Source organism: Mesorhizobium sp. M7A.F.Ca.AU.002.02.1.1 (genome assembly GCF_003998535.1).
GTDB lineage: Bacteria > Pseudomonadota > Alphaproteobacteria > Rhizobiales > Rhizobiaceae > Mesorhizobium > Mesorhizobium ciceri.
On the sequence record NZ_RZPB01000233.1, the window covers coordinates 1 to 7,820 of the forward strand.

The following is a 7,820-nucleotide window of genomic DNA, read 5'->3' on the forward strand; positions in this document are numbered from 1 at the left end:
GTACGGGATAGCCGCGATAGCCTGAACAGGCGAGTTCGGCCCAGTCGCCGTCGCCTTCTTCTGCCTGCGCGTAGGTCACGCAGTCCGTTTTCGAATCCAGATCGGTGTAGGCGCTGGAAATGCCGTCGGCTTGCGCCGCCTGACCGAGACCGACCAGGACAAGCGGGATCAGAATGGCACGCATGGCGGTCAATCTCCGTTGCAAGCCGCCGCAGCGTAGCGCCAAACGCTATTTCTTCAAGCTGGCTTCGATCAGCAGGTCGGCATTGCGGGCAACCGCTTGCGCCGGACCGCCGAGGCCGAACAACTGGCCGCTGATATAGGCGCCCTCGATCAGCAGCAGCAGGCCGTCGCCGAGCGTGTCTGGGTCTTGCGCGCCCATCGCAGCCGCCATGGCGCGCAGGCGGCGGCGCAGTTCCTGCTTGTTGGCCTCGCTGACCACGCGAGCCGGGTGGCTGTGGTCGGGATATTCGACCGCCGCATTGGTCATGCCGCAGCCGCGATAGTCCGCCACCTGCGTGCGCTTGCCGATGCGGGTCAGGAAAGCCTTGATCTGAGCGCGCGGGTCGCCGGGATGAGCGGCGACCGCCTCGTCGAAGCGCTCCCAGTATTCACGGTCATATTGCCTGAGATAGGAAGCGGCCAGTTCGTCCTTGGACGGAAAGCTGCGGTAGAGGCTGGGCTTGGTGACGCCGGCACGCTTGACGATCTCGTCGACGCCGATCGCCCTGATGCCGCGCCGGTAGAACAGGTCATAGGCCACATCGAGGATCTTCTTGGCGGCTTTCGGCGGAGCGGATGCATGACCGTCGCTGATGGTCAGTTCAATATTTTTGTCGGTTGGCATCGTGTGACTCGATTGACAATGTTACCGATCGGTACGTATACATGTTCCCACCCTGCAACGTACCGGTCAGTAACATGATAACTCAATCTCGCCCCTTTGGCCAGCGCTACGCTTTCGTCGTGGTCGGCGTCATCTTCCTCAGCCTGCTGGTCGCGGCTGGCCTGCGCTCCGCACCCTCGGTCATGATGCTGCCACTCGAGAACAGTTTCGGCTGGCGCCGCGACGTCATCTCCCTGGCCGCCGGTGTCGGCATTCTGCTTTACGGTTTGACGGGGCCATTTGCCGCAGCCCTGATGGAGCGCATCGGGCTGCGCCGCACGCTGCTCGCCTCGCTGGTGGTGATGTCGGGCTCGACCATGCTCAGCCTGCTGATGACCAAGCCGTGGCATCTGTTCATCACCTGGGGCGTGTTCTCGGGCATTGGTTCCGGTGCCGTCGCCAGCGTGCTCGGCGCGACCATCGTCAATCGCTGGTTCAAGACCAATCGCGGCCTTGTCATGGGATTGATGTCGGCCTCCAGTGCCTCGGGCATGCTGGTGTTCCTGCCGCTGATCGCCGCTCTGGCACAGTCGGGCGGCTGGCAGCCGGTTGTCATTGCGGTCGCGATCGCGACCGCTGCCCTGATACCGCTGGTCTGGCTGCTGGTGCCGGAGCGGCCGGCATCGATCGGCATGGTGCGCTATGGCGCCGAGGCTGACGATGTGCCGCCGACGCCGCCTGCGTCACAGGGCAACTTTCTGGCGCATACGTTCTCGACGCTGCGCCGTGCCGCCGGCACGCGGGTGTTCTGGTATCTGTTCGCCACCTTCTTCGTCTGCGGCTTCACCACCAACGGGCTGGTCGGCACGCATCTGATCGCGTTTTGCGGCGACATGGGCATCGGCGAGGTGCAGGCCGCCGGCCTGCTGTCGATGATGGGCATTTTCGATCTGATCGGCACGACATTGTCGGGCTGGCTCACCGACCGTTTCGACCCGCGCAAGCTGCTCGGCGTCTATTACGGCATCCGCGGCCTGTCGCTGATCTACCTGCCCTATTCCGGCTTCTCAGCGACCAGCCTGATCATCTTCGCCGTGCTCTACGGTCTCGACTGGATCGCCACCGTGCCGCCGACTCTGAGGCTCGCCAATGAGGCGTTCGGCGATCGCAGTGGGCCGATCGTGTTCGGCTGGATCGTCGCCGGCCACCAGATCGGTGCGGCGACCGCCGCCGCCTTCGGTGGCACCATGCGCGAGTTGCAGGGCAATTACGAACTGGCCTTCCTGATCGCCGGCATGACGGCAATAGCCGCTGCCTGTATCTCGCTGCTGATCAACACCAGCAAGCCGGCATTCGAGCCGGAGCCGCAGGCGGCGTAGGGAGAGACGCTACCGGCCAAGCTGCCATCTCCCCCACACGGAGGAAGATCGGCAGCTTCGCCGTCCGCGCAAACGCCCACCCGCCTGTTGATCGTCAGAAAAACTTCATGATCCCGAGATGTCCCTGAAACATTGACGCTGGATTTTGGTGGCACCGTTCAAGCCATCCAGGAGACAGCCGTGAACAAGCTTTCGATGACTCGCCGCGCTTTCGTCACCTCCGCCAGCGCCGTTGGCCTGGCCGGCGTCTCGAGCCTGGTGCTGCCCTACTATTCGCGCGCCAGTCAGCGGCCGGCCTTCACCCATGGCGTCCAGTCCGGCGATGTCGACGCAACCAGCGGCATGGTGTGGACGCGCACCGATCGCCCGTCGCGCGTCATGTTCGAAGTGTCGTCGACGGAGAACTTCGCCACTGCGACACGCCTGGCGCCGCTCGATACGTCGCCGGCCAGCGACTACACCGTCAAGCGGCTGCTCACCGACCTCGCTTCGGACCAGGATATCTTCTATCGCATGACGGCAGCCGATCTCGCCGACATCAACGCCGTTTCCGAGCCGATCATCGGGCGCTTCAGGACGGCGCCGGCCTCGAAGCGCGACATCCGCTTTGCCTGGTCGGGCGACACCGCCGGCCAGGGCTGGGGCATCGATGAGACCGGCATGAAGACCTACGCCACGATCGGCAAGCACACGCCCGACTTCTTCCTGCATTCGGGCGACACCATCTATGCCGACGGCGCCATGAAGGACGAGGTCGACCTGCCCGGCGGCGGCAAGTGGAAGAACGTCGTGCTGATCGACGGCAAACGCAAGGTTGCCGAGACGCTGGACGAATACCGGGACCAGTGGAAGTACAACATGATGGACAGGAACGTGCTCGGCCTCAGCGCCATCTGCCCGACTTTCTACCAGTGGGACGACCATGAAGTCCTGAACAACTGGTCGGATTCGAAGGATCTCAGCGCCGACAGCCGCTATTCGGAAAAATCCATCCACGTGCTGGCGGCCCGTGCGGCGCGGGCTTTCCACGAGATGACGACGATCCGCTACGAACCTTCCGAGCCCGGCCGCGTCTATCGCAAGATCGCCTACGGGCCGCTGCTCGACGTGCTCTTCCTCGACATGCGCTCCTATCGCGGCCCCAATGGTCCCGACATGCAGGATGAGATGACGCCGCAATCGCGCATGCTCGGCGAACAGCAGACGAAATGGCTGAAGCGCGAACTGGCGAATTCGAAGGCGACCTGGAAAATCATCGCCGCCGACATGCCGCTCGGCCTCGTCGTCTGGGACGACGGCACCAAGAAGGTTGGTGCCGAAGCAGTCAGCAATGGCGACAATGGCTTGCCAAAAGGGCGTGAGCTCGAGATCGCCGACCTGCTGCGCTTCATCAAGAATGCCGGCATCAGCAACACCGTCTGGCTCACCGCCGACGTGCATTACACGGCCGCGCATTATTACAACCCGGACAAGGCGCAGTTCCAGGATTTCAATCCGTTCTGGGAATTCGTTTCGGGTCCGATCCATGCCGGAACGTTCGGGCCGAACGATTTCGACATGACGTTCGGTCCGGAGCTGAAGTTCATCAAGGCGCCGACCGCCGAACAGGGACAGAACCTGCCGCCCTCGGCAGGTCTGCAATTCTTCGGGCTGGTCGATATTTCAGGCGCCAGCGAGCAGATGACGGTGCGGCTGATGGATCGCGACGACAATGAACTCTACAAGGTGACGCTCGACCCGGTGCGGTCGGCATAAGCGCGCGCTGATGGAAAGGTGTCGCGCGCGTCTAGGGCGCGCGATGCCTTAGTCCGGGTAGCAGACCATGGGGATATTCGGCCAGACGGCGCTGTCGCAGTTGGCGGCGTCCTGCCGCTGCTTGAAGGCGGCGCTGACCGGGCCGGTCACCACCGGGTCGACGCCGTCGGGCGCGTCGGCGAAAATCTGCTCGGCCGACTGTGCCTCTGACGGCAAGGCAGGCCGTGATTCCTTCGTCGTCGCGGCCGACTGCGCGGCGTTGGCCGCCAGCAGGACGGCGAAGGCAACAGAGGCGATGAGCGGCCAGAATCGGTTGAGTTTATCGGTCATGACGTTCGAACTGCCCGGGCCCCGAGGGGTTCCCGCCTTGGTTAACAAAATCATCTCACACGCAGATGCTTAAGATTTGATGAGTATTTGGTGACGCGCCTCCTCTTTCGCAACTGCGAAAAACCCTGTATGAGCCGCGCAACCGAAAGAGGCAGCGCCTTTTGGCCTGCTGCCTGCAACGCTTCCGAGACCAGAACATGAAAATCCGTAATATCGCGATCATCGCGCACGTCGACCATGGAAAGACCACCCTGGTCGACCAGCTTTTGAAGCAGTCCGGCTCCTTCCGAGACAATCAGCGCGTGGCCGAGCGCGCCATGGATTCCAACGACCTCGAAAAGGAGCGCGGCATCACCATCCTGGCCAAAGCGACCTCGGTCGACTGGAAGGATACCCGCATCAACATCGTCGACACCCCCGGCCACGCCGATTTCGGTGGCGAGGTCGAACGCATCCTGTCGATGGTGGACTCAGCCATCGTGCTGGTCGATGCCGCCGAAGGGCCGATGCCGCAGACCAAATTCGTCGTCGGCAAGGCGCTCAAGGTCGGCCTGAAGCCGATCGTCGTCATCAACAAGATCGATCGCCCGGACGCCCGTCATGTCGAGGTGGTCAACGAGGTGTTCGACCTCTTCGCAGCGCTCGACGCCACCGACGAGCAGCTCGACTTCCCGATTCTGTACGGCTCAGGCCGCGATGGCTGGGTTTCGGAAAATCCGGAAGGACCGAAGGACCAGCAGTTGGCGCCCCTGTTCGACCTCGTCATCAAGCATGTGCCGGAGCCGACCGTTCATCCCGGTCCGTTCCGCATGATCGGCACCATCCTGGAAGCCAATCCGTTTCTCGGCCGCATCATCACCGGCCGCATCGAGAGCGGCACGCTGAAGGCCAACCAGCCGGTCAAGGTGCTGCACCATGACGGTACTCAGATCGAAACCGGCCGTATTTCCAAGATCCTGGCCTTCCGCGGCCTTGAGCGCCAGCCGATCGAAGAAGCGCAGGCGGGCGACATCGTCGCCATTGCCGGCTTGTCGAAGGGCACCGTCGCCGACACGTTCTGCGACCCGAGCGTGAGCGAACCGCTGCATGCGCAGCCGATCGATCCGCCGACCGTGACCATGTCGTTCCTGGTCAACGACAGTCCGCTGGCCGGCACCGAAGGCGACAAGGTGACCAGCCGCGTCATCCGCGACCGCCTGCTGCGCGAAGCCGAAGGCAATGTCGCGCTGAAGATCGAGGAATCGCCTGACAAGGATTCGTTCTTCGTCTCCGGCCGCGGCGAATTGCAGCTGGCCGTGCTGATCGAGACGATGCGGCGCGAAGGCTTTGAAATCGCCGTGTCGCGTCCGCGCGTCGTCATGCAGAAGGGCGAGAATGGCGAATTGCTGGAGCCGGTCGAAGAAGTCGTCATCGACGTCGACGAGGAGCATGCCGGCGTCGTCGTGCAGAAGATGTCCGAGCGCAAGGCCGAGATGGTCGAACTGCGCCCATCCGGCGGCAATCGTCAGCGCATTGTCTTCCATGCGCCGACCCGTGGCCTGATCGGCTACCAGTCGGAGCTTTTGACCGACACGCGCGGCACCGCCGTGATGAACCGGCTTTTCCATGCCTATGAGCCCTACAAGGGCGAGCTGCCAGGCCGCACCAATGGCGTGCTGATTTCCAACGAACAGGGCGAATCGGTCGCCTACGCCATGTGGAACCTGGAAGATCGCGGCCCGATGGTCATCGATCCGGGCGTCAAGGTGTATCAGGGCATGATCATCGGTATCCATAGCCGCGACAATGACCTTGAAGTGAACGTGCTCAAGGGCAAGAAGCTGACCAACATCCGTGCCGCCGGCAAGGACGAGGCGGTCAAGCTGACCCCGCCGATCCGCATGACGCTGGAACGCGCGCTGGCCTGGATCCAGGACGACGAGCTGGTCGAAGTGACGCCGAAGACCATTCGGCTGCGCAAGCTCTATCTCGATCCGAACGAGCGCAAGCGGTTCGAGAAGTCGTCCAAGGTGGTCGGCGCGGCGTAAGCTCTTATTTTTTCCAACAGCGGAGAGGGGCGGAGCAACCAGTGTTCCGCCCCTTTTTCGTTCATCCACCGGCAGCCGCGATGATGGCCTGCCGATCGGCCTCGCCGGCCAGATCGATGCGGATCGTGTTTCCCGCACGGGCCGGCTTGCGCAGGGCCTTTGCTCCATCCGGGTCAACGATGAGCAGCCGCTTCTCCTCCAGCGCCTGAAGCCGTGATCGCGAGATGCAGAGTTCGCTTGCGAGCAGCCGGTCGAGCCGCAGCGATGTCGGCATTTCGAGCCCGAGCTGGAGTTCCAACACGGTCGCGGCTTCCCTGGTGTCGCCGAGCCTGCGCTTGTGAACGCTGACATCGGAGAACTCCTCGACGCGCCCGATCCGGTTGCGCAACGCCACCGCATCGAAGGCATGACGGTGAGCGAGTGCAGGATCGTTGCTTTCGAGCGCCGCCAGCAGCGCCGGGTCGATGTCGCGGCGGTTGCAGCGTTCGAAAATGCCGAAATTCCAGGAATTGTCGCAGTCGATGCAGCGATAGATCAGCCACACGTCGATGCGTTTGCCATTGGCGTTGACGCGGAACTTTCCGCTGCTGCAATAGGCCCTCACGGTGCCGCAGCGGTTGCAATTGATGAGCGGTCGAGGTGCGGTCTGGGGTGCGATTGCCCAGTGGATACGCAGAAGTCCAGACATGCCGATAAGCCCTTCCCGTCGGGAAGTTCATCAGGCCGGCGATGTCGAGATGCCCATGCGGGCGCGGCGTGGCGGTCGCTTGCTATGATTGGAAATCGGATGTCACGGGCGGCAGCGCGCAACAACGGTTCAGCAGTGCCAAACCGGTCTCGAACCGCCGCCCAGAAGAACACATGAACATGAAAACAGATACCGCAAATGCGGTGTCATGCAGTGTGTCGGGGGAGTTGGCGAGACCGGCGGTTACGTAGGCAAAGTGAAGCTCAAAATTGTTTCGCGATGGCCTTTCTAGCCGCGACATGCCGGACCGACAAGGGTCTTTTGTCGGTGCTACCGCAGCCGAGCCACTTGCGTTAATATCCGAAATCGAAGGTTTTCAACCAGAGACCCGGTTATGCACCCCACCTCGCTCCTGATTTTCGCCGCCGCTCTGTTCGTTGCCGCGGGCTCGCCTGGGCCATCGATCGCGGCGCTTGTCGCCCGCGTCATCTCGAAAGGGTTTCGCGACGTGTTCCCGTTCCTGCTCGCCATGTGGATCGGCGAGGGCATCTGGCTATCGCTGGCGGTGTTCGGGCTGGCTGTCGTGGCGCAGACCTTCCATTTCGCCTTCGTCGTGGTGAAATGGGTCGGCGTTGCCTATCTCGCTTACCTCGCCTGGAAGATGTGGACCGCGCCTGTCGATGCAAAAGAGGGCGAGATGCCGCGCGAGGATTCGGCGATAAAACTGTTCTTCGCCGGCATGGCGGTGACGCTCGGCAATCCCAAGATCATGATGTTCTACCTGGCGCTGCTGCCGACCATCATCGACCTCGCTT

7 protein-coding genes and 1 pseudogene are annotated in these 7,820 nt (G+C 62.7%); 4 read left to right on the forward strand and 4 right to left on the reverse strand.

Annotated elements, in window-relative coordinates; all coding sequences use genetic code 11:
- A pseudogene (locus EN879_RS16085) lies at window positions 1-184 on the reverse strand (hypothetical protein); the annotation flags it as partial.
- Between the two features lie 45 nt (window positions 185-229).
- On the reverse strand, window positions 230-847 hold the full coding sequence (locus EN879_RS16090) for a TetR/AcrR family transcriptional regulator (RefSeq protein WP_013528999.1): 618 nt from the start codon (window positions 845-847) through the stop codon (window positions 230-232).
- Between the two features lie 74 nt (window positions 848-921).
- Here EN879_RS16090 and EN879_RS16095 point away from each other — a divergent pair, with 74 nt between their 5' ends.
- Together EN879_RS16095 and EN879_RS16100 are read left to right on the forward strand one after the other, a co-directional pair.
- The gene (locus EN879_RS16095) at window positions 922-2,205 is read left to right on the forward strand and encodes an MFS transporter (protein ID WP_063169470.1); all 1,284 of its coding nucleotides are present in this window, start codon (window positions 922-924) and stop codon (window positions 2,203-2,205) included.
- Between the two features lie 180 nt (window positions 2,206-2,385).
- The gene (locus EN879_RS16100) at window positions 2,386-3,960 is read left to right on the forward strand and encodes an alkaline phosphatase (RefSeq protein ID WP_127274127.1); all 1,575 of its coding nucleotides are present in this window, start codon (window positions 2,386-2,388) and stop codon (window positions 3,958-3,960) included.
- Window positions 3,961-4,008: 48 nt separating this feature from the next.
- Here EN879_RS16100 and EN879_RS16105 read toward each other — a convergent pair whose 3' ends face one another.
- Entirely contained in the window at window positions 4,009-4,290 is a 282-nt protein-coding gene (locus EN879_RS16105; RefSeq protein ID WP_224618852.1) for a hypothetical protein, read from the reverse strand.
- Between the two features lie 197 nt (window positions 4,291-4,487).
- On the opposite strand from EN879_RS16105, the gene typA reads away from it, so the two are divergent.
- Entirely contained in the window at window positions 4,488-6,317 is a 1,830-nt protein-coding gene (gene typA / locus EN879_RS16110) for a translational GTPase TypA (protein ID WP_013529003.1), read from the forward strand.
- Window positions 6,318-6,378: 61 nt separating this feature from the next.
- Here typA and EN879_RS16115 read toward each other — a convergent pair whose 3' ends face one another.
- On the reverse strand, window positions 6,379-7,005 hold the full coding sequence (locus EN879_RS16115) for a DUF1062 domain-containing protein (RefSeq protein ID WP_063169468.1): 627 nt from the start codon (window positions 7,003-7,005) through the stop codon (window positions 6,379-6,381).
- Between the two features lie 394 nt (window positions 7,006-7,399).
- On the opposite strand from EN879_RS16115, the gene EN879_RS16120 reads away from it, so the two are divergent.
- Window positions 7,400-7,820: LysE family translocator (locus EN879_RS16120; protein WP_164774430.1), on the forward strand; the 421-nt coding region annotated here is incomplete at its 3' end.

What these genes read in the sequence shown, in the direction of transcription:
- EN879_RS16090 (WP_013528999.1), bottom strand. Translation starts at nt 847, where the DNA reads ATGCCAACCGACAAAAATATTGAACTGACCATCAGCGACGGTCATGCA.
- EN879_RS16095 (WP_063169470.1), top strand. Translation starts at nt 922, where the DNA reads ATGATAACTCAATCTCGCCCCTTTGGCCAGCGCTACGCTTTCGTCGTG.
- EN879_RS16105 (WP_224618852.1), bottom strand. Translation starts at nt 4,290, where the DNA reads ATGACCGATAAACTCAACCGATTCTGGCCGCTCATCGCCTCTGTTGCC.
- typA (WP_013529003.1), top strand. Translation starts at nt 4,488, where the DNA reads ATGAAAATCCGTAATATCGCGATCATCGCGCACGTCGACCATGGAAAG.
- EN879_RS16115 (WP_063169468.1), bottom strand. Translation starts at nt 7,005, where the DNA reads ATGTCTGGACTTCTGCGTATCCACTGGGCAATCGCACCCCAGACCGCA.